Source organism: Streptomyces sp. NPDC014864 (genome assembly GCF_043081525.1).
GTDB lineage: Bacteria > Actinomycetota > Actinomycetes > Streptomycetales > Streptomycetaceae > Streptomyces.
Map to the genome: position 1 here is coordinate 313,480 of NZ_JBIBWT010000006.1, position 19,157 is coordinate 332,636.

General features: G+C 75.6%; 14 protein-coding genes. 4 read left to right on the plus strand and 10 right to left on the minus strand.

Annotated elements, in window-relative coordinates; translation table 11 throughout:
- Nucleotides 1-25 precede the first annotated feature (25 nt).
- The 6 genes from ACF1A5_RS13820 to ACF1A5_RS13845 all read right to left on the minus strand — a co-directional run bounded on the left by ACF1A5_RS13820 (nucleotide 26) and on the right by ACF1A5_RS13845 (nucleotide 9,787).
- Nucleotides 26-1,063, minus strand: a complete 1,038-nt coding sequence (locus ACF1A5_RS13820; RefSeq protein WP_392193033.1) for a rod shape-determining protein — start codon at nucleotides 1,061-1,063, stop codon at nucleotides 26-28.
- A gap of 168 nt (nucleotides 1,064-1,231) precedes the next feature.
- Nucleotides 1,232-4,984 (minus strand): SAV_2336 N-terminal domain-related protein, encoded by a 3,753-nt coding sequence (locus ACF1A5_RS13825; protein ID WP_392193034.1) that lies wholly within the window; start codon nucleotides 4,982-4,984, stop codon nucleotides 1,232-1,234.
- A complete protein-coding gene (locus ACF1A5_RS13830; protein WP_392193035.1) occupies nucleotides 4,974-5,990 on the minus strand; it encodes an AAA family ATPase in 1,017 nt (338 codons plus the stop codon). The genes ACF1A5_RS13825 and ACF1A5_RS13830 overlap by 11 nt, the downstream gene beginning before the upstream one ends.
- A gap of 25 nt (nucleotides 5,991-6,015) precedes the next feature.
- Nucleotides 6,016-7,752: a trypsin-like peptidase domain-containing protein gene (locus ACF1A5_RS13835; protein ID WP_392193036.1), complete on the minus strand. Its 1,737-nt coding sequence runs from the start codon at nucleotides 7,750-7,752 to the stop codon at nucleotides 6,016-6,018.
- Entirely contained in the window at nucleotides 7,749-8,102 is a 354-nt protein-coding gene (locus tag ACF1A5_RS13840) for a CU044_2847 family protein (RefSeq protein ID WP_392193136.1), read from the minus strand. Before ACF1A5_RS13840 ends, ACF1A5_RS13835 begins: the two co-directional genes overlap by 4 nt.
- Before the next feature lie 191 nt (nucleotides 8,103-8,293).
- On the minus strand, nucleotides 8,294-9,787 hold the full coding sequence (locus ACF1A5_RS13845; RefSeq protein WP_392193037.1) for an acyl-CoA synthetase: 1,494 nt from the start codon (nucleotides 9,785-9,787) through the stop codon (nucleotides 8,294-8,296).
- A gap of 266 nt (nucleotides 9,788-10,053) precedes the next feature.
- Here ACF1A5_RS13845 and ACF1A5_RS13850 point away from each other — a divergent pair, with 266 nt between their 5' ends.
- Entirely contained in the window at nucleotides 10,054-10,926 is an 873-nt protein-coding gene (locus tag ACF1A5_RS13850) for a RimK family alpha-L-glutamate ligase (protein ID WP_392193038.1), read from the plus strand.
- Here the strand turns inward: ACF1A5_RS13850 and ACF1A5_RS13855 are convergent.
- The gene (locus ACF1A5_RS13855; RefSeq protein WP_392193039.1) at nucleotides 10,916-11,533 is read right to left on the minus strand and encodes a hypothetical protein; all 618 of its coding nucleotides are present in this window, start codon (nucleotides 11,531-11,533) and stop codon (nucleotides 10,916-10,918) included. The genes ACF1A5_RS13850 and ACF1A5_RS13855 overlap by 11 nt on opposite strands.
- Before the next feature lie 148 nt (nucleotides 11,534-11,681).
- Here ACF1A5_RS13855 and ACF1A5_RS13860 point away from each other — a divergent pair, with 148 nt between their 5' ends.
- Both ACF1A5_RS13860 and ACF1A5_RS13865 read left to right on the plus strand, forming a co-directional pair.
- On the plus strand, nucleotides 11,682-12,455 hold the full coding sequence (locus ACF1A5_RS13860) for an IclR family transcriptional regulator (RefSeq protein WP_392193040.1): 774 nt from the start codon (nucleotides 11,682-11,684) through the stop codon (nucleotides 12,453-12,455).
- Complete coding sequence (locus ACF1A5_RS13865) at nucleotides 12,452-13,294, plus strand: SMP-30/gluconolactonase/LRE family protein (RefSeq protein WP_392193041.1); 843 nt, start codon at nucleotides 12,452-12,454, stop codon at nucleotides 13,292-13,294. Before ACF1A5_RS13860 ends, ACF1A5_RS13865 begins: the two co-directional genes overlap by 4 nt.
- On the opposite strand, the gene ACF1A5_RS13870 is transcribed toward ACF1A5_RS13865, so the two are convergent.
- Nucleotides 13,284-14,594 carry an MAB_1171c family putative transporter gene (locus ACF1A5_RS13870; RefSeq protein WP_392193137.1) on the minus strand — a complete coding sequence of 437 codons (1,311 nt, stop codon included), beginning with the start codon at nucleotides 14,592-14,594 and terminating at the stop codon, nucleotides 13,284-13,286. The two genes, ACF1A5_RS13865 and ACF1A5_RS13870, sit on opposite strands and share 11 nt — an antisense overlap.
- Nucleotides 14,595-14,599: 5 nt before the next feature.
- Entirely contained in the window at nucleotides 14,600-15,349 is a 750-nt protein-coding gene (locus ACF1A5_RS13875; protein WP_392193042.1) for a toxin-antitoxin system, toxin component family protein, read from the minus strand.
- Between the two features lie 233 nt (nucleotides 15,350-15,582).
- On the opposite strand from ACF1A5_RS13875, the gene ACF1A5_RS13880 reads away from it, so the two are divergent.
- A complete protein-coding gene (locus ACF1A5_RS13880) occupies nucleotides 15,583-15,870 on the plus strand; it encodes a hypothetical protein (protein ID WP_392193043.1) in 288 nt (95 codons plus the stop codon).
- Nucleotides 15,871-15,889: 19 nt separating this feature from the next.
- Here ACF1A5_RS13880 and ACF1A5_RS13885 read toward each other — a convergent pair whose 3' ends face one another.
- Nucleotides 15,890-18,856, minus strand: a complete 2,967-nt coding sequence (locus tag ACF1A5_RS13885) for a beta-galactosidase (protein WP_392193044.1) — start codon at nucleotides 18,854-18,856, stop codon at nucleotides 15,890-15,892.
- Nucleotides 18,857-19,157 lie beyond the last annotated feature (301 nt).

Sequence of the window (19,157 nt, forward strand, 5' to 3'; positions counted from 1 at the left end):
GGGTGCCGGGGGCGGCCTCAGGCGCTCAGGCGCTCAGGGGGTCCAGGACCAGGGGCTCGATCCTGCCCTCCAGCATCTCGCCCAGGCCCTGTACGGCGCACACGTCGGGGCGTTCGGCGATGTGCACCGGCACGCCGGTCGCCTCGCGCAGCATCTGGTCGAGGCCCGGAAGCAGCGCTGAGCCGCCGACCATCATGATCCCGCGATCGGCGAGGTCGGCCACCAGGTCCGGCGGGCACTCCCGCAGCACCCTGCCGATGCCGTCGAGCACGGCCGTCAGCGGCGTCTGGATGGCGTCCCGTACGGCGGCGGTGTCCACCCGCACGGAGCGGGCGAGCCCCGTGGCGACGTCCCGACCGTGGATCTCCGTGGACTCCGGGCCGTGCGCGGTGAGGCCGTTGCCGGACAGGGCCAGTTGCAGTGGCCGTACCGACTGGCTGGGCAGCATCAGCGCGTGCGCGTGACGCAGGTGCTGCACGATCGCGTGGTCGACGGCCTCGCCGCCCACGGGGATGCGCTGGGCGGTGACGATCGAGCCGAGGGAGAGGACGGCCACCTGGGTGGCCGCGGCCCCGCACACCATGATCATGGTGGCCTCGGGCTGTTCCACGGGCAGCCCGCAGCCGACGGCGGCGGCGATCAGGGTGTCGACGAGTTCCACGCGGCGGGCGCCGAGTCCGACGAGCGTCTCGATCGTGGCCCGCTGGGCGAGCGGATCGGCGTCGTGCGGGGTGCAGGCCGCCGCCCGCAGCCGGGGCCGGCGGCGCAGCGACCGGCGCAGGCGGTCGCCGAGCAGTTGCCGCAACATGCGCTGCGCCATCTCGATGTCGACGACGGTGCCGCCGGAGACCGGGCGCACCACGCGGATGTAGTCGGGGGTGCGGCCCGTCATCTTCTCGGCGAACTCGCCCACGGCGATCAGCGCGCCGTTGCGGGTGTTCATCGCGGCGACCGAGGGCTGGTCCACGACCAGCCCCGAGCCCTTGACGTACACACGGGTCCGGGCCGCTCCCAGATCGACGGCGAAATGGCAGCGGCGCAACTGCTCCAGATTGGCGGTCATGGCAGATCCTCCCGAGAGCACGGACCGTGAGGGCCGCCGGCGGTCGGGGCCTCCCTGGCATCGTGCGCGGGAGCGGGGCCCGGGCGCCTTCTGGAGGGGGCCGGGCGGGGCGCCGCTGAACGGGGGTATTCGGCCGTCCCGGTGACGGATGCCGTGGTGCCGCCGGGGTCACGGCGAGCGGCCGGTGTCCGGCCGCTGGTGCTGCAGCAGGGCCTGCCGCTCCGAGGTCAGCCGGACCGTGCACGTCACGGCGAGTCCCGGCACCGGCCAGTGGCGCACCCCGTTCTGCGCGGCGCGCTGGGCGGCGCTCGCGTGCCGGACGGGGTAGCGGCGGGTGATGCGTGACGCCTCGTCGACGAAGCGGCTCAGCAGCCGGGCGCCGACGCCGGAGGGCCGGCCGTGGACCACGGCCACCGGATCGTCGACGTGCCAGGACAGTTCGACCGTCGCCCGGAAGGCGCCCTTGCCCGAACTCGGCAGGGACACCTCGTGGGTGGCCCGGTGGGTGGTGAGGTCGACCTCGTAGTACGTCGTGACCCGCGGTGCGCGGTCGCCGCGCGGCCGGGCCGGGTCCAGCAGCGCCGGCGGGCCGCTGGGCGGGGCGTGCACGAGGGCCGTGCCGCCCGGGACACGGTGACCGAGCCGGGCGGGGTCGCCGGTGCCGAAGGGGCCGCGCACCAGGTCGCCGCCGTCCGGCCCGGCCGCCCCGCGCAGCGGGAGGCACCAGGCGAGCGGCGGGTCCTCGGGGGTGCCCCCGTACAGCGGCCGGAAGGACGGGAAGCCGGGCGCGGCGGAGCTGCGGGCGAACTCCTCGTACAGCGCCGGGGACACGACGACCACCGCGTCCTCGGTGACCCGCCGCACCGCCGACCGCGCCGAGCGGGACAGGACGGACAGCTCGGGATCGCCGGTCCAGGGGGCCCGCCAGAACGACACCCGCAGCCGCGGCACTCCGGCGGTCGCGGCGCCGGCGCCGGGGAGCAGGCGCAGTGCGGCGACCAGCAGGGGCAGGACGGAGACACCGGGCTCGGCGACGACCACACAGCCGTTGCGGCGGCCGAGGACCGCGCACCGGCCGGGGTCGAGACCGCCCCGGGCCACCAGCCCGGTGACGGCGCGGACGAGGGCATCGCGCAGCAGCGGTCGGCCGGGCAGGGCGTCGGACTCGAACGCGATCACGGAGCGGACGCGGTCCCCGCCCGGCGGACCGGTCTCCGCCGGTTCGAGGTCCTCGGGGCCGGCGGTGAGCGACCGGTGCAGGGCGCGCAGCCGGACGCGGGTGGACTCCGCGAAGGGGCCCGGGACCCCGTCGAGGGGGTCGCCGCGGAAGAGGGCGAGGGCCTCCTGGGTCAGGGCCCGCCGGGCCCGCAGGTCCTGCCACGGCGTACGGCGGCGGCGGGCGAGGAGTTCCTCGCAGTGCACGACGTCGAGGTAGCCGCCGGCGGTGTGCAGGGCGTAGCCGTCGGGGAGCGCGGCGAGGGTGCCGGGGCCGAGGTGCCGCACCAGCTCCTCGACGAGGTGGCCGACGCGTCCGCGCGTGGCGGGGCCGGTGGGCGCGGGCGGGTCGGACCAGATGCCGTGGGCCAGTTCGTGCCAGGTCACCCGCCGTCCGTGCCGCAGCAGCAGCACGCACAGCAGCGCCCAGGCCTCGGGGGACTCGGGGGGCGGACCGGCCGGGAGCCGTCCGCCCAAGGAGACGGCGGGCCGCCCGAGCAGGGTGAAGCGCATCCGGTCGGCGTGCTGGGCCGAGTCCAGCAGGGCCGCCGCGGAGCGGGCGGTCAGCCGGCGGCCGTCGAGCTGGGCCAGCAGCGCGAACTCCCGGGGCGCCCGCACGGTGGGGAGCAGCCGGCGCAACAGCCGGTCCAGGACGCGGAAGTCCCGCGCCGGGCTCATGCCCTCGGACTCCTCACCCAGCGCGAACCGGCTGAGCACGACGGTGCCGTCCGGTCGCAGCAGCAGGCCGTCCGCGCCCGCCTGACCGCGCACCAGACCACGCGCGTGCAGCGCCTGGAGTCCCGCGACGGTCTGGCACGCCAGCCGGGCGAAGACCCGGAAGCAGACCCCGGGCCCGCTGCCGGCCTCCAGCTCCGTCAGCGTCACCCCGTCCACGAACTCCGCGACGAGATAGGGGGTGTCGCCCTCGACGCCGTACGCCGTCACCGGCACCACGTGCGGGTCGTCGACCGCAGCCAGCTCCCGCGCCTGGCCCAGGAACCGCTCCGTGGACGCCTGCTCCGGGTACAGGTGCACCACCACCGGGCGGCCGGTCCGCTCGTCCACCGCCTCCCACACCCGCTCGCCGGCGCCCCGCCGGTCGACCAGCCGGAACCGCCCCCCGATCAGCTCGCGGGCGTCGTCGGCGTCCGTGCCGCCGAGCCGCCGTACGCTCCGCCGCCGCACGGCGGCGATCGGGTCCCCGGCCGCGTCCTGCCCGCCGCCCGGCGCCAGCACCCGCAGTTCGCCGGCCCGCACCCCGGCGCGCGCGTCGATCACCGCGCCCACCCGGGCCAGCAGTTCCGCCGTACGGGAGCGGTCCGTGCGCGGCAGGGTGCGCAGCAGGACCTCGCGCACGCCGGGGCGGAAGGCGTACGACCCCGGCGGGCCGTCCGCGGTGGTCAGGACCCCGCTGAGGATCACCTCGGCCAGGTGCTGCGGGCGCGGGGCGTCCTCGATGGCCGCCTGGACCAGCCGCATGACCGGCAACTCCGGCCTGCCCACCGCCAGATGACCCGCGAGCCGGAAGGCCTGCGGCGAGGCGATGGAGCGGAAGCGCAGCACCAGCTCCTCGGGGGACAGCCGGGCCACGTCGCCGCGGCCCTCCTCGTCGACGGGCGCGGGCGGCGGTGCGGCGCACAGCAGCCCCACCGCTCCCGGCAGCGCGGTCCGTGCCGCGGACCCCACCAGCTCCGCCCAGTGCGCCAGCCAGGGCGCCGACGCCTCCAGGACGGGCAGCGGCAGGGCCCCGGCGGGCAGCTCTCCGGACCCGTAGGAGTCCACGGTGCAGGCCGAGTTGGGGGCCGCGCGCCCGGGTGCCGACAGCAGGGCCGGCACGGTCGGCAGGGCGGTCGTCCGCCACAGGCGCTCCGGCAGCGGCTGGACCACCGCGACCGGCATCGCGGCCGCCCAGCGCCGCACGGTGCGGTACCAGCGGCTCCCCTCCGGGCCCTCCCGCCACTGCGCGCCCATGCAGTCGCTGACCACGAGGGCGGCGCTGCGCCCGGCGGTGTGCAGCGGCGGCGCGCTGCCGTGCCGGACGGTGCCGTCGGCCGCCAGCCGGTGCAGTTCCACCGTGCGGAACACGCCGGACTGGCCGAGAGCGGTGTGCAGTTCGCGGATCAGCGGACGCCACACGGGCATCGTCGGCCCGGAGTCGTACACGAGGTGCAGGGTGAGCCAGCGTTCGGTGGCGGGGCGCAGCACGGGCAGCCAGCAGCGGGGGTGGGCGCCGAGCCGGGCGATCCGGTGTGCGGTCGCCTCCTCGTCGACCTCCCGGCCGTGGGGGGCGGGCACCAGGCGCTTGAGCGGACGCAGGGCGCGCTGGAGCGCCAGCGGGTGGGACAGCATCGGGGGGGCGGGGGCGAGCAGCGCCCGGTGGGCGCCGGGCCGGTCCCGGGCGCCGGGCAGGCTGAGCGGGACGCGCCGGCCGGCCTGCCGGTGCGGACGGTCGGCGGGCGGCCGCGGGGGGCCGTCCGGCGGGAGCGCCGGGCCCGGTTCGCTCTCGGGAGGGGGCGGGAAAGGGTCGTGGTCCGCGGTCCGTCCGGAGTCGGCCGTCGGCTCGGGCGTCTCGGGATCGCGCAGGTGTGCTGCCAGCCACAGGACCTCCGCCAGTTCCACCGAGGTCGGCCGGTGGCCGCCGCCGGTCTCGGCGAGCAGGTCGGCCAGCCGGGCCACACCCCCCGGCGATCCGTCGTCAGAAGGCATCCGCGTCGTCCCGGGTACGGCTGAGATACGGCATGACCCGCTCCGCCAGCTCGTCCAGCGAGCCCGCTTCGGCACCGGCGGCGCCGGTCAGGTAGATCGCGTTGAGCAACTGGTCCGTGGCCAGCTCGCCCTCCGTCCCGCGGGCCAGGAAGCGGTCGATGAGCTCCCGGGCGTACGGGCCGGGCTCGCCCAGATGGGCGCGGACGATGCTCTCCAGATGGGCGTCGCGCGGCTGGTGCAGCTCCAGCCGGACACAGCGGCGCAGGAAGGCCGGCGGGAACTCGCGTTCGCCGTTGCTGGTGAGCACCACGAACGGGAACGCCCGGCAGCGGACGCGGCCCCGGGAGACCGTCACCCGTTCGTCCGTGCCGTCGACCATCACCTCCGCGGCCGGGGTGTGGCGGGCGGCGCGGACCAGCTCCGGGATCTCGTACTGGCCCTCCTCCAGCACGTTCAGCAGGTCGTTGGGCAGATCGAGGTCGCTCTTGTCGATCTCGTCGATGAGCAGGGCGCGCGGGCGGCCGTAGGGCAGCAGCGCGGTGCCCAGCGGGCCGAGGCGCAGATGGTCCTGGAGGTCGCCGTCCGGGGGCAGTTCACGGGCGGCCGCGCGGCCGGCGGCGTACAGGCGGGAGAGCGGGTCGTACTGGTAGAGGCCGTCGCGCAGGGTGGTGCGGCTGGTGACGTTCCAGCGCAGCACCGGGCCGAGCCGCAGCTCCCGGGCCACCGCGTAGGCCAGGCTCGACTTGCCGCTGCCCGGCGGGCCGGTGACCAGCAGCGGACGGCGCAGGTAGAGCGCGGCGTTGACGAGCTGGACCGTCTCGTCGCCGGGGCGGTAGGAGCAGGCGCGGTGGCGGCGGTCGGGCGAGGCGGCCGCCCGGTCGGTGTCCTCGGCGGGCGTGGGCAGGACCGGGCCGCCGTCGAAGTCCCGCCAGGGCGGCGGCGCGGGAAGCCGGCCGATGCCGTCGTGGGGCGCGCTCGCGCCGGTGTACACGGGCCACAAGGACATGCGTTCTCCCTAGGGTCGCCGTGGCTCAGCCGACGGGCGAGTGCTGGTAGGCGACGGGGTCGGGCAGGCAGCGGGGGTCCTCCCACAGCAGTGCCAGGTCGTGCGCCCAGTGCGGTTCGGGGCCGTCGGAGGCGTACGCGGCCTCGCGCAGCTCGTGGACGTAGGAGGGCAGTTCGCTCGGCGGCAGGTCCGCCAGGTGCTCGGCCAGGCGGTCCAGGAACTCCGCGCCCCGGCAGTCCTCGTGCGCCGGGCCGCCGCGGCAGCCGGAGCGCGGCCACAGCAGCACCGGCACGGCGGCGTTCAGGCTCGCGGTGAACAGCCGCCGGGTGCCGTCGGCGCGCGGCGGGGTGCCGAACCCGACGATGTCGGCGTCGTGCCGGCGCAGCCCCACGGTCAGTTTCACCGGGTCCTGGCCGAGCGCGCCGCAGCCGACCCGGTGCAGCCGGGCCGACTGACGGTCGTCGAGCTGCCGCCACTTGCGCACCAGCTTGTGCTGGAGCCCGCCGCTGCGCCGCCGCTCCAGGTCCAGCACGACGACCGGCGCGAAGGAGCCGAGCGGGCTGTCGTCGTCGGCGCTGCGCTGCCAGTGCGCCACGTCCGTGTTGAGCCAGCGGCGCGGCAGTACGAAGGCGATCAGCTCCCGTGCGTCCGGGTCCAGTTCGCGGTAGGCCTCGTCGATGCGCTCCAGCGCGTAGCCGCGCACCCCCCGCATCGGCAGGGTGCGCGAGCCCACCACGCGGCGGTGCCGGTCGGTGTAGGCGGACACCTCGACCAGGAAGCGGTCGTCGCCCAGGCCGCTGGGCGCGATCTCGACGAGGATGGGGGACCACCCGGGCCGTGCGGCGGGCCGCGCCGCCGGGGCCGGGGCGCGGTCGGTGTGCGGCCAGGCGCGCAGCGCGTACCGGGTCGGCCCGTCCTCGGCGAAGTCGGCCAGGCGCAGGGCGAACCGGGTCACCGCGGCCGGGTCGGGCACCTCGGCCAGCAGGTACCAGGCCGCGTCCCACAGCGAGCGGAAACCGTGGGCGGGCAGTTCCGGGCCGAGCGGGCCGACGGCCTCGCGGTAGAGCCGCTCGGGAGGGCAGGCCGAGGTGCTCTGCCGGGACACCGCGTCGATGAGCGCGCGCAGCCGCTCCTTGTCCGCGCGGCCGAAATGCGGCGTCGGGATCAGCTCGCCCAGCCGCGGCCAGTAGCGGGCCATGACCTGCGCGGGGAGCATCCGGCCGTTGCGGACGTCGGTGCCGCGCGCGGCGGCGGACACCATGCCGACGACCTGGCCGGTGTCGGCGAGCGTCACCGCCGCGCCGCTGAAGCCGGGCGCCAGCGGCTGGCCGTGCGCGGCCCACGCCTCCAGCTGCACCCACTCCCCGGCGATCAACTGGGTGGCGGTGGCGCGGTATTCGGCGAGGGTGCCCTCGTCGTAGCGCTTGGGGAAGCCGTACGCGACCAGCCGGCGCGGGGGGTCGCCGTACGCGTCGGAGGGGGCGGCGAACTCGGCCGGCTTCATGGGGACGGGGCGGTCGAGTTCCAGTACGGCGAGGTCGCCGGGGTCGGTGGCGCGCCCGGCCCAGCCGCCGTGCCCCACCACGCGGGCCGTCCGCTCCTCGGCGCCGGCCGAGCCGTGGGCGAAGGTCACGCTGACCGCGTCCGTGTTCCCGTGCGCCACCACATGGGCGCAGGTCAGCACATGGCAGTCGGTGACGAGGAACCCGGCGCCCGTCTCCCGCCCGCAGCCGATCCTGGCGTGCCAGGCAGCGCTCGTCATGAGCCGGGCGTGGTCTCCGGGGAGCCGTCGGACCGCCCGGGGGACCAGGAGAGCTTGACCACGAGCTGGCCCTCGACCGCGCTCTTCGCGATGAGGGCACCCGCCTCCGCCGTGAGTTTCACGCCGAACTCGATCTCGACCGCGTCCGGTTTGAGCGAGCCGTCCCGGAAGACGCGCAGCGCGGACTCGGCGGCCGCCCGCACTCCGTCCAGCGCGCCCTCGAAGGTGCGGGTCGCCTGGAGCGCGCCGTCGTCGCCGCGGGCCACCAGCCGGGAGCCGTACTCGTCGTCCGGGGTCTCGACCCGGACCACGGTGCCGTCGGCGGTCCTGAAGTCGACCAAGCCTTCCATCATGCCCCCGTCGTGCTGTCTGTGAGCGTCTCCACTGTGACGGACGGTGCCGGTGTCGTCCGGGAGCAGATGATCCCGCAGATACGCCGTCCGCAAAAACGCGCCACGGCGTCAACCGCCGGTTTCGGCCAACTCGCCCCCCTCACCGACTCGTCGGCGGCGGGGGCGACGGCCTGCCGGCGGGGAGCCGCTCAGCCCCGGGGCAGCGCCCGCTTCATGATCTTCCCCATGTCGTTGCGGGGCAGGGAGTCGAGCAGGCGCACCACCCTCGGCCGCTTGTGCGGGGCGAGCCGGCCCGCCACATGGTCTGCCAACTCCCGCGCGGCGGGCGGAGCCTGAGGGTCGGCCGGGACGATCCAGGCGACGATCCGCTCGCCGAGGTCGGCGTCGGGCTCCCCGGTGACGGCGGCCTCGCGCACCCCGGGGTGCTCCAGGAGCGCGTTCTCGATCTCGCCCGCGCCGATCTTGTACCCGCCGCTCTTGATCAGGTCGGTGGCCCTGCGGCCGACGATGCGGACGTAGCCGTCCGGGTCGCGCACCGCCATGTCCCCGGTACGGAACCAGCCGTCGGCGGTGAAGGCGGCGGCCGTCGCGTCCGGCCGGTTCAGGTACTCGGTGAACAGGTTCGGACCGCGCACCTGGATCTCGCCGACGCTCTCCCCGTCGTACGAGGCGAGAGGCGTGCCGTCGTCCTCGACGAGCCGCAGTTCCACCCCCGGCAGCGGTACCCCGACGGTGCCCGCGCGGGGCTCCCCGTCCGCTCGGACACTGGGCCGGGGGTCCGGGGGTGTCCACCGGGATGAGCACAGCATCAGGGTCTCGGTCATGCCGTACCGCTCGATGACCCGCCGCCCGGTCGCGGCGGCGATCTGCTCGTGGTCGTGCACGGGCAGCGCGGCGGACCCGGAGACCAGCAGCCGGGCCCCGGCGAGGGCCCGGGCCAGCGCCGGGTCGCCGGGCAGCGCCTCCGCGATGCGGTGGTACATGGTGGGCACGCCGAAGAGCATGGTCGCCCCGTCGCCCAGCTCCCGGGCCACGCCTTCCGTGGTGAACCGGCCCAGGTGCCGCACGGTGCCGCCGCGGCGCAGCGGTCCGAGGACGCCGAGCACCAGCCCGTGCACGTGGAACAGCGGCAGCGCGTGCACCAGTACGTCCGCGCCGGTCCACTGCCAGGCGTCGGCGAGGGCGTCCAGCGTGACGGCGACGGCCCGGCGGGAGAGGACGGCGCCCTTGGGCGGGCCGGTGGTGCCGGAGGTGTAGACGACGAGGGCGGGGTCGCCGTCGGCCGCACGGTCCTTCGGCGCGGACCCGCCGCCGTGGCCGGGGGCGCCGTCGAGGTCCACGTCGAGGCGCGCCGGCCCGGCGAGGACGGCGGGCAGGTCGTCACCGGCCGCCGCCAGCACCGTCGTGGGCGCGCTGTCGGACACGATGTGCCCGAGCTCCTTCTCCCCGGACTTCGGGTTGAGCGGTACGGCGGGCACCCCGGCGAGCAGCGCGCCGACGACCGCGACCGCCGTCTCCGGCGCAGGGGTCGCCCACACGGCGACCCGGCCGGCCTCCCGGATCCGGGCGGCCGTGGCCCCCGCGGCGGACGCGAGGTCCCGGTACGTCAGCGTCCGGTCGCCGAACCGCAGGGCGACCCGCTCGCCCGGACTGCCCGCCAGGGCCGGAAAGAGGGAGGACACGCGAGGACTCCTCACACGCTCGGGGACGACACCACCAGGCACCATCAGGACCACACCGCGGCGCACCGCGAGTCCGGCGCCCACTCCCGTTCCTACACCAGACCCCGCCCCCTCGACCGCCCGGCACCCTCGCCCGCGCCCACCGCCCGCTGTCCCGGTCCCGCCGGTTGTTAGCCTGCGAGGCGATCAACGCCGCACCGGACCGCAGGGGACGGACCGCACCGCACCCGGCCGCGCCGCCGTACGAAATGAGGGGGGAGCCCGTCGTGCCCCGCATCGCGCTCGTGACCTGCCGGCCCGGACCCGAGGTCAGTGCCGACCCCGACCTGCCCGCGCTGGTGGAGGCGTTCGCCGCCGCGGGTGCGGAGGCGGCGACCGTGGAGTGGGACGACCCGCAGGCCGACTGGGCCGGATTCGACCTCGCCCTCATCCGGTCGACCTGGGACTACAGCTGGCGGGCCGCCGAGTTCCTGGCCTGGGCCGAGCGGTGCGGCACGCTCACCCGGCTCGCCAATCCGCCGGGGGTCGTGCGGTGGAACACCGACAAGCGCTACCTGGGGCAGCTCGCCGCGGCCGGTGTGCCCACCGTGCCCACCCGGTACATGGCCCCCGGCGAGGCGGCCCGCCTCCCGGACGGCCACGAGTACGTCGTCAAGCCCACCTCCGGAGCCGGCGCCCGGTTCGCCGCCCGCTACACGCCCGCCGAGCGGGACACCGCCGTACGGCAGCTCGCGCGGATGCACGCCGAGGGGTTCACCGCGATGGTGCAGCCCTATCTCCACGGCATCGACGTCACCGGCGAGCGGGCGCTGCAGTTCTTCGGCGGCCGGCTGCTGCACGCCAGCCGCAAGGGCGCCGTCCTCGCCCCCGGCACGCCCTACGACCACAAGAAGGTGGCCCACCCCGAACTCCGGCCCTGGACTCCGACCCCGGCCGAACTCGCCACCGCCGAGCGCGCGCTGGCCGCCGTGCCCGGCGCGCCCGAACTGCTCTACGCCCGCGTCGACCTGGTGGACGGGGAGGACGGCGAGCCCCAGGTGATGGAGCTGGAACTCGTCGAGCCGAACCTGTTCCTGTTCCTGCACCCGCACTCGCTGCCGCTGGTGGTGCGGGCGACGCTGGAGGCCGCTACCCGCTGACCCGGGTCCGCTGCAGCAGCCCCCAGGTGAACTCCGCGACGACCTCGTGCGGTGTGCCGTCCGCGTCCGGCGCGGTGAAGGCCAGCCCCCACCGGGTGGGGGCGGTGCCCTCCAGGGGGCGGGCGGGGGCGAAGGCGCGGGCCGCCTCGTCGACCGTGCAGGACCAGGGGGTGAGGTCCTCCACCGTGCGCAGGCGGGGTGCCGGGGCCTCCGGGGCGCGTACCAGCCACTCGTTCCAGACCCGGCCGTCCGGCCCGGACAGCACCTCGAACCGCAGATCCGGCCACAGCGGTACGGGCCACCGCCGGGCCTCGCAGTCCAGGTCGCCGATCCGGCGGGCCGCCACCGACTCGGGGCTGCCGAGGACCGAGCGGTAGCGGGCGGCGGCGGACCTCGAGCGCGGTGAACGGACCATGGCCTGCCACCGCTTGTTGGCCTCGCGCATCTCGGTGAGGGACACGCCGAGCCGGTGGCGGGCGCCCTCGACCAGGTCCGGATTGTGGTCGGCCATGCGGCGCAGCAGCACCAGCTGAAAGCCGAGCGGGCCGAAGGAACCGGCGGAGTCGGCGGGGCCTGCGGAGCCGTTGGGGTGCGTTCCGGGGGACATGCCCCCATCGTCACCCACGCCGCCCCCCGCCCGGGTCCGGGCCCTCCGGCCCATTGCCCGGGTCCCCCACTGTGACTAGCCTGTGTTCGTCATGCCGATCGCCTGTTGATATTTCGAACATGCCTGGATCCAAGGGAGGGGGCCGGTTGTGGGACGTCTCGTACCTGCTGTGACCCGGGCTCTCGACATCCTCGAGCTCTTCCTCGACGGGGACGGCACGCTCTCCGCCCCCGACATCGTGCGCAGGCTCCAGCTCCCGCGCACCACCGTGCACGAGCTGGTCACGACGCTCGCCGCCCGCCAGTACATCGTCCCGCTGGCCGGGCAGCCGGGACGCTATCGCCTCGGCGTGCGCCCGTATCAGCTCGGCAGCCGCTACGCCGAGCAGCTCGACCTCGCCGCGGAGGGCCAGCAGGTCGCCCGCTCGGTCGCCGAGACCTGCGACGAGACGGTGCACGTGGCGATCCTGGAGGACACCGACGTCATCTACATCGCCAAGGTGGACTCCACGCACGCGGTGCGCATGGTGTCGGCGGCCGGCCGCAGGCTGCCCGCGCACTGCACCTCGGTCGGCAAGATGCTGCTCGCCTCCCTTCCCGAGCAGGAACTGGCCGCCCGCGTCCCCGACGACGCCGACCTGGCCGCCATGACCCCCAACAGCATCACCGACCCGGCCGCCCTGCGCGAGGCCCTGGGCGAGATCCGGCGGCGGGGCATCGCCGTGGAGAGCCGCGAGTCCAACCCGGACGTCAGCTGCGTGGCCGCCCCGGTGCGCGACCGCGCCGGCCAGGTGGTGGCCGCCCTGTCCATCTCGGTGCCCATGATCCGCTGGAGCGAGGAGCGCCGGGCGGAGCTGGAGCAGCTCGCCGCGAAGGGTGCCGCCGAGCTGTCGGAGCGCCTCGGCCACCGGGGCGCCGCATGACCTGGGAGGCGGCGGTGCGCGCCGAGGCCCTGCTCGGCGAGGGGCCGACCTGGGACCCGGCCACCGGGCGCCTGATCTGGGTGGACATCCTCGGCTCCCGGGTGCACACCTACGACCCCGGATCGGGCCGGCGCTCGGTGCGCACGACCGGGCAGCACGTGGGGGCGGCCAGGCCGCGCGCCGGGGGCGGGCTGGTGCTGAACCTGCGGGACGGCGTGGGCCTGCTGGACCCCGACGGCACCTTCCGCTGGCTGCACCGCGACCCGGTCCCGGGCCGCCGCGGCAACGACGCCGCCGTCGCGCCCGACGGCTCCCTGTGGGCGGGCACCATGCGCTACGACGAGGCCCCGGGCGGCGGCACGCTCTCCCGCCTCACCGGCGACGGCTCCGCCGACGTGGTGCTCGACGACGTCACGGTGAGCAACGGCACCGGCTGGAGCCCCGACGGGCGGCTGATGTACTACGTCGACTCGCCGACCCGCCGGATCGACGTCCTCGACCACGACGGTGAACGGGTCTCGGGGCGGCGGCGGTTCGCGGTGGTGGAGGAGGGCGCCGGGTTCCCGGACGGCCTCACCGTCGACGCCGACGGCTGTGTCTGGGTGGCCCTGTGGGACGGTGGTGCGGTCCGCCGCTACGCGCCCGACGGCACGCTGGACCGCGTGGTCGAACTGCCCGTCCCCCGCCCGACCGCCTGCGCCTTCGGCGGTACCGGCCTGACCGACCTCTACGTCACCACGGCCCGCACGGGCCTGCCCGCGCCCCCCGCCCTGGCGGGCTCGCTCCTGGTCCTCCCGGGCGCGGGCAAGGGCCTGCCCCAGCCCCCGTTCAGGGGCTGACGGCCCGGTCGCCCGCCCGCTCGCGTGCCGACCGCGCCGGGCCGCCCGTTCCCGGTTCCCCGGCCGCCGCGCCGGGGGCGGCGGGCCGGTCCGGTGCCGGGGCGGCGGCGCGGGCGCGGACGCGCGCCAGGCGGTCGGGGTGGCCGAGGGCGCGGGAGACCGGGCCGATCTCCCGGAGCAGGTCGGTCGGGTCGGGGCCCGCGGCGCCGTCGCTCTCCGGGCTCCGGGCGCGGGCGTCGGCGGCGTCCAGGATCGCCACCGCGGCGGCGGCCGCCCGTGCCGCGTCGGGCGCGTACCCGAGGGCGAGTGCGGCGTCGTACGCCCGGCTGCGCAGATCCTCGTCGATGCGGCGGGCGAGCGGCAGCAGCACGTCCCGGATGAACGTCTCGCGCCGGGTCAGCCGCAGCTCCGGGCTGGCCCACAGCCCCACCGGCACCCCGCCGCCGCCCACGGTCCGGGTCAGCGCGTACAGGTGCCGCAGTTCGTGGTGCGCGAGCCGGACGCGCCAGCGTTGCTGGAGGAACTGCCCCGCGTGCGGCAGGATGAAGCCGACCGCGATCAGGATGGCCGACAGGCAGGCGACCGGCGGCGCGAGAGCGGTGCTGAGCCAGTCCAGGTCGTGTCCGGTCCAGCGGGTCACGACGGCGGTGAGCTTGGAGGCGTCGAAGATCAGGTTCAGCCCGTAGCCGACGCCGAGGGACTTCAGCCCCCACCGCAGCCAGGCGTCGAGCCCGTCCGTGCGCACCCAGTTCCAGATCAGCCGCCCGGTGATGAGGACCGCCACCGCGTGCGCGATCAGGTAGAGCAGGATCTCCTCGCGCATGAACGGCGTGTTGGCGTAGTAGGTGTCCAGGTCCCGCAGCCGTTCCACGGGGGTGTCGGCGAGGGCGAACAGCACCCACAGCGCGGCGATCACGCCCGCGTAGGCCGAGAGGACCCAGCGCCGGGCGCGGCGGGTCGCGGCGGAGCGGTCCGACAGGCCGTTGCGCCAGGCGATGATCAGCAGCAGACAGGAGCCGCAGAACGCGGTGAGCAGCGAATACACCCAGGGCGCGGCGATGTTGGGCACTCCGGTGACCCGGTTGGTCCAGGCGATCGTCGGCGGCGCCACGAACACGAACACAGCGCAGGCGAGCAGCAGCAGCCCGCCGACCGCCCGCAGCAACGGGTCCTTCCACAGCCGGATGATGGTGGGCAGCTTGATCGCCAGGGCGGCGGTCAGCACCGCCGTGGGGATCCAGAAGGAGATGGAGAACCGTCCGGCCAGCACGGCCGGGTCGAACGCGGCCGGCGCGGACACGGGCGTCACCGGGGGTCACCTCCAGACAGGCCGCCGGTCTTGAGCACGGCGTCACCTCCGCGCCCGCCGCCGGGGCCGAGCCCGGCGCCACCGCTCCCTCGTCCGCCCGCCCGGCGGCCGCGGTACCCGAGGGTGCGCTGGAGGGGGTCGAGGGGCCGGCCGGTGTCCGGCGCGGTGAGGCAGGGCCGGAAGGCGGTCGCCAGGCGGTGGCCGAAGTCGTCGGCCTCCGCCTCGTCGCGCTCGCGCGAGCCGTCGCGGGCGGCCACGGGCGTGCCGCCCTGCTCCAGCGCGGCGGAGAGTCTCGGCCAGAGCCCGGGGCCGCGTCCGCCGGGCTCCCCGGCCAGCGCACGGGCGGCCGCGGCGCGCGTGGGGTGGAGATGCCGGTGCCCGGCGTGCAGATGCCACAACTCATGTCCCAGGATGACCAGCTGCTGCACTGCCTCGGCCCGCTCCTCGACGATGACCAGGTCGAACTCCTGGAACTCCACCCACAGCCCGGTGACTTCGAAGTCGTCCGGGATGCGCTCGAAGCGCAGCTCCACGGGACGGCCGCCTCGGCGGGCGGTCATCTCCTCGCACAGGGCCTGGCACAACTCGCGTATTCCGACGGGAGGGTGGGGGCGGGCGCCCAGCGCGGTGACGAGGTGGGCCGTCAGGGCACGCATGCCCGACGTCTCCCGGGCGCGGAGGGACCGCCGTCGCCGCAGCGCCCCGGCGAGCCGGGCCGCCGTACCGCGCGCGCCCGCGAACGCCATCGCCGTCACCCCTTCCGCTGCCTGTGCCGAGGCAGGTCGTCCGAGCCTACGCGGCCGGAAGTGTTCGCGTCATGTGATCCGACGACCGTTGTTCAACCAGGAACGACCGTTGTGCCGCGACTCCACCCGTCAGCTGTCTGTGCACCGAAGTTCACTTGCTGCACACTTGCGACCGAAGGTGAGCGCCGTCACATCCGTACGGTCGCCGCCCCGTCCCGTGGGGGGATCCCGTCATGAACCATCCGGGCAGACGCGCGAGCGGACACCGGATCGGCACGGCCGTGCGGTGGGCGGGGCGCCTGCTGTGCTGGACGCTGGCCGTCGCCATGGCCGCCGCTGCGGTGGACGCCGTCTTCGCTCCGGCAGCCGACTGGTGGCGGGCCGGGTGGCCGCTGCCCTGGTGCCTGGTCCCGGTGTGCGCGCTGCTGTGGGCCGTACTGCGGGCCCGGGAGAAGCGGGTGCGCGGCGACGGCCGGTGCACCGGTGAGGGCGTACCGGCCGACTTCGACCGCGCCGCCTGACGCGGCCGCGTCCCGCCGCTCACCGCCCGGGCGAGGCCACTGGTGTCACCGGCACCCCGCCCGCCGCGGCGCCGAGCAGCGTCAGCCGCACCCGGCCCGGTCCCGACAGCGTGGTGAACTCGGACAGGACCGCCAGGGCCAGCGTGTTGGTGCCCCGGGTGCGCAGGATTCCGTTCGGCAGTACGAAGGTGTGCTGCGGGCCCACGTCGTTGACGTACTGGCCCATGTTCCAGCCGTTCAGGAAGATCTGCGCGCGGTAGGCGCGGGACGGGTCGTCCTCCATGACCAGACCGATCGAGGCGTCGATGCCCGGCGGCACGGCCAGCGGGAAGGTGGTCCGGTACCAGGTCACGCCCTGGCGGCGCTCGGCCCGCGGGAAGTCCACCGCTTCCCAGTCGCGGTCCGGGAAGCCCGGCAGGTGCCAGCCCTCCCGCTCCCCGAACAGCCCGCCGTTGTTCATCGGCCCGCGCACCGGATCGGGCGCCGCCTCGCCCTGGATGCGCCACCGCACCTTCGGGGACGCGCCGGTGAAGGAGGCCGCGGTCAGGCCGCGCGCCGCCTTGTGTGTGTCCTGGGCCCTGCCGTCCTGGTCGTGCTGCATCCGCCGGACCAGGACCGACAGCACGTGCCGGCCGGGCGAGCGCCGCTCCGGCCGGACCGGGAGGACCGCCGTGTCGGCCCAACTGCCCTTGCGGATCGTCCTGCTGTCCGGCACGGGCATCCGGTGCGTGCCGAGCGGCTCCCCGTCCAGCCAGGCCATCAGCAGGCCCTGGGTGCCGGTGCTGTAGGCGAGCTCGACGGCCTCGATGCCGGTGGAGTCGGTGAAGGTGCCCCGGTACCAGACGTCTCCGTAGTGGAAGCCGTAGTCGTCGGCGAAGAGCACCGGCTGCCCCTTCGGGACCTCGGTGGTGCTGTACGAGGCGGACTTGTCGGCGAGCCGCCACCCCGAGTCGTCGAAGTTCGGCCCGGACTCCGGGTTCTCGGTGCGCGCCCGCCAGCCGCCCAGCGGGGGCAGCTCCACCTTCGGCACGCCGGGCAGCGGCGCGGCGGAGCACAGGCTCGCGGAGCCGCTGACCGAGGTCCGCACCGCGCCGCCGTTCCACACCACCCGCTCGATGCCGCGCGGCCCCCACACCTCCAGACCGGCGGCCTCGACGGTGTCGCCGGTGAGGTGCACCGCGGAGTCGCGCAGGGCGGCGGTGCGCAGCAGTTCGGGGCCGTACACGAGCAGGGAGCCCGACGGGGTGTCGCGCGGCCACAGGCGCACGGAGGCCGCCTCGTCGGCGAAGAGCAGCAGCAGCGGCCGGTTCTCCCCGTCCCCCTGCACCAGCATCCGCAGCAGCCGGCCGCCGCCGAGGGGAGCGGTCACCCGCATCAGTCCCTGGTCGTAGACGTAGGCGACGTCCGGGTCCAGCCGGGTGACCAGCGGCTCCTCGGCGGCCTCCAGGGCCAGGCTCACCATCTCCCCGCTCCATCCGGTGAACACGGCGACGTCCTGCCGCCCGGCGGACATCAGCAGCATCGGCTGCGCGGTGGAGTAGCGCAGCCTGCGCTGCCCCAGCGACAGCCCGGCCACCATCAGCCGGGCGTCCCGGGCGGGCACGGTGACCGGCAGGTCGGTGCCGCCCACGGGCAGCGTCGAGGTGACGTCCTTGTCGTGGTCGTTGCGCAGCACGTGGACGTGGGCGCCGGTGTCCGGGTTGGTCAGGTGGTACGTGGTGAGCCCGGCCGCCTTCACCTCGGGCGCCCGGTCCAGTTTGGCGAAGTCGGGGACGCGCTGCAGCATGTGCCCGATCTGGTGCATCGGCACCAGCTTGTCGGTGGGCTGCCGCCCCTCGTCGAGGGCCGCCCCGTAGTCGTAGGACGTGTAGACGACCGGCGCGGGCAGCCAGCCCCAGGAGGTGCCGCCGAAGGTCATGTAGACGTTGTGCAGGGTGATGCCGTTGGCGAGGTTGGTCAGGTGGAAGCGGCGCTCGTAGGCCGCGTCCCGGGTGCGCCGCGCCTCGGCGTACCCCTTGCCCCGGAAGGACACCCCGCCCCAGGGGTCGAACCAGCCGCCGCCGAACTCGGGCACGAAGCCGGGCGTGTGCGGGCTGGCGGTCGCCCCGCCGGTCCTGCCGCCGGTCCCGAAGTGCCCCCAGTCGGGCGGGGTCCGGGAGGGCGAGGGGTAGCCGTCGAAGCCGTACAGCCAACGCCCCTTCTCCCCGCCGGTGTCGAAGGAGCCGGGGACCCAGTGGCCGTTGCGGCCCTTGTCGTTGTGGAAGAGCGGCACGTCGATGCCGTCGCGGCGCACCTTCCGGTACAGGTGCGCCATGTAGTCGCGGCCGGCCGGCTCGTCGACGTGGGAGTCGTACTCGTTCTCGATCTGGTAGAGCAGCACCGTGCCGGTGCCCCGGGTGTACAGGTGCCGGGACACGATGGCGTCCACGTGGGTCAGCCACGTGTCGACGTGCCGCAGATAGGCGGGGTCGGCGGTCCGGGCGGTGCCCGGCGCGGCCGTCAGCCAGCCGGGGAGGCCGCCGCCGTCGACCTCGGCGTTGATGTAGGGGCCGGGGCGCACGACGACGTACAGGCCGGTCTCGGCGGCCGTGCGCAGGAACAGGTCCAGGTCGCGCACGCCGGTGAAGTCGTACCGGTCCGGCGCGGGGGAGTGGTAGTTCCACGCCACGCAGATGCTCACGGCGTTGTGGCCGTGCGCCCGCATCTTCTGCAGCACGTCCCACCACAGGGAGGGGCTCGGCAGCCGGAAGGGGTGCATCTCGCCGGACCACAGCACCAGCCGCCTGCCGTCCACCAGCAGGGAGTAGTGGTCGAAGCCGACGGTGTGCGGCCGCCCGTCCGCGTGCGGCTCGGGGGGCGGGGGCCCCGTGGGGACGGAGCGCGCCGCGTAGGCCGCGGGTGCCCCCGGGCCGCCGCTGCCGCCCAGGGCCAGGCCGAGCGCGGCGGTGCCGGCGAGGGCGCTGAAGGAACGTCTGCTGAGCGCCAAAGGTATTGCCTCCCGGGCGGCGATCTTACGGGGCGCGGGCCCGGCCATTCTCCACGGGTCCGGGGCCCGCCACGGCCACATGGGGGTCGCGGCGCGGCCGGACGGCGCGGAGCACGCGGTGTGAATGGCCGGACAGCGACCTACGCACCCCCTGACCGGATGCGTACGATGCGACCGCTCCCCGCCTTCACAGCGCATCCATGGTTTCTCCATGGGCGGGGGCATGCCCGTGCCGCTCTCTTGGCATGGACACGCTATTTCACGTCCCAGCACCCCCCACGGACCGAACGGATGGGAGAAC